This window comes from Brachyspira pilosicoli (assembly GCF_019402445.1).
Lineage (GTDB): Bacteria > Spirochaetota > Brachyspiria > Brachyspirales > Brachyspiraceae > Brachyspira > Brachyspira pilosicoli_B.
Map to the genome: position 1 here is coordinate 1 of NZ_SRZM01000288.1, position 2,813 is coordinate 2,813.

Below are 2,813 nucleotides of genomic sequence, written 5' to 3' on the forward strand. Positions count from 1 at the left end.
ATCAATATACTAAAGTTTAAATTTGATAATATTGTTTTAGTTAGTTCAAAAGATGAAATAAATAATATAAAAAAGTATATAGAAAAAGAAAATGCTATAAATAATAGTAATAAAAAAATAATGCATTATATAGAAGGCGGAAACGAGAGAGTTTATTCCGTTTATAATGCCATTAAATATTTAAATGATAATAATATAAAAACTGATTATGTATTTATTCATGATGGGGTCAGACCATTAGTAACAAAAAAAGAAATATTAAGTCTTTATAATTATATATTAAAAAATGATGCTGCAATACTAGCTTCTAAAGTAACAGACACTATCAAAAAAGTTGATGATAATAAAAATATTACAGAAACTATAGACAGAACCTATCTATACAGAGCAGCTACTCCTCAGGCATTTAACTTTAATAAATACTTAATAGCTATCAATAAATATATGAATGCTAAAAGCAAAAAGTTAGCAACAGATGATGCTGAAATATACAGTAAATATTCTGGAAATGTAGGCATTATAGAATGTTCTTCAAATAATATAAAAATAACAAATAAAGAAGATTTATCTATTTTTAAAAAACTAAAAGGCATATAATTTTGTAAATTTAGTTTATATTTTTTGTATATTTAACATATATATAAGATATATTTTAATAAGTATATATCCGAAAATTTTATATAACAATTTTTATTTAAATAGGTTATTATAGTAGTTACTTATAGCCTTTGGAGGTATATGAGTGCGTAGTAAAAAGCACTCGCGTTTTAAACTTTATTTAGCTACTACCTTGATAGCTTTTTTAATACCTACTTTGTTTAGTGTTTCTTTTGTTTTTTCAAATAAGCAGAAGTATTTGGATAATATAGTATCTTATATAAATAAAGTAGCACCTATTAATATTTATATAAATGATATAAGTTTATCATTTAGATTAGAAATTATTCTTGATGATGTAAAACTTTATTCTAAAGGCAATGATAAAGAGTTTGCTAGTATGGAGAGAGCTTTTTTAAAGTTTAATCCATTAAGGCTTTTTATAAAAAAAGATGTGTTTTATATGCTTAGTGATGTTGATGTTACTAGAGCTGATTTTTATCCTGAGTTTTTAGATACTTCTATTTTTCAATCGAATACTAATGCTAATACAGATTATAGAGAGATTATTAAAAATGTTACGGATATATTATTAGATAAAAGCATACTAGTTAGAGATTTTAATACCAAAATAGAAGACAAAGAAGGAAATACAACTCAAGTATCTATTAGGTCTCTTAATGGAAACTTTAGGTCATATAAATATTTTCTCACTTATGATTTAAATCTTCCAGATGAAACTATAGTTAACTTTTCTACTGAAGTAAACCCTAATTTATCTTATTTAACATGTATAATTAGTGCTAAAGATAGTGAGAAAAATTTATTTAAATATGATATAAATGCTACAAATAATAATGAGTTTTTAGAATTAAATTTAAAAAATACAGAAAAAGAAGATTTACTTAATCTTAATTATGATTATAACAAAAAGAAACTTAATTTTGAACTTTTAGATGCTAATATAGATAAAAATACGGTTTATAAGTTTGTTAATATAGCATTAGACACTCCAATAATATACAACTCTATAAAGCCAGATGATGACAATATAAAAATGATTAGTAATGCTATTAATCGTTTTGATTATTTAAATATTAATGCTTATGGTGATTACGAAGTAAATAAAGATATATATATAGATTTTGATGTTAGTGCAAAGGATAAATTGTTTAATTTATATGCTGATGCTGAAATTACAAATAATAATTTAATATTGTCTAATGTTAATGTTAATACTTTAGACGGAAATATAATACTTAGCGGCATAGTTCCTTTGAATGACCCTGTTTCAAGTGTGTTAAGTTTGAATATTAATGATATATCTGCGGGTGTTAATAGATTATCTGCATCATTATCACTAGACCCTATAAGAGTTAATGATGAGGAATTATCTTCTAGTTTTACAATATCAGAATTATCTTATGAGAATGCTTTAAAATACCCTTTAAAATGGGTTGTAAGGTATATGAAAAAAGAAAAGTACATAGAGATGAATCTGAGTGCTAATAAGTATATAGAGCCTTTTGATGTTAATATATCGTTAGACAATACTAGAGCTGTATTAGTGGATGCAAATGGTATTATACCTCAAGAGCTATTTGTTGTATTTTTGGGCGGCAATCCTATTGATAATTTGTCTTCTTTGAATGTTAAATATAGTTTGAGCAATGCTTCATATACAGATGGAAAGGGAAATGTTCATGTATTAAATGTGTCTTCTAGAAAGATTTATACAGAGGAATATTTAATTAGAGTAGGGGCTTTAGCTTACAGCAATAAGATTGAGCTTAATGATATATTTTACAGGCTTTCAGAAGACGGAGGAATTAATGCTAGTGCTGTTGTAGAGTATGATAAAAATTTCAATGTAAAAGCTAATGGAACTGTAAAGACTCCTATTGGCGATTATAGTGTAAATGGATTTACTCTTACAGCTACTAATGGAAGTAGAATATTATATGCTTCTACTGAAAACTCAGAAATAGTTGCAAATGGTTCTATAACAACTAATGGAGATTTTGAATTAAATATATCAACACCGAATGAGTTAAAAGTTAAAGACATATCTTTTAATGCTGATGTATCTATAGATAATTATAGGAATAAGCCTATATATTTATATGGAGATGTGAAATTTAATAAAAATCTCTCTCCTGTTGTTGCTTTAAACACTCAATTTGAGCTTTCAAATACGAGTATAGTATTTACAAATA

Annotated in this window: 1 protein-coding gene and 1 pseudogene; both read left to right on the plus strand. The window is 25.0% G+C overall.

From position 1 onward, the window contains the following. Positions 1 to 597: IspD/TarI family cytidylyltransferase (locus tag E6A48_RS09265; protein ID WP_219709938.1), on the plus strand; the 597-nt coding region annotated here is incomplete at its 5' end. 145 nt (positions 598 to 742) lie between these two features. Beyond that, positions 743 to 2,813, plus strand: a pseudogene (locus E6A48_RS09270) (hypothetical protein); the annotation flags it as partial.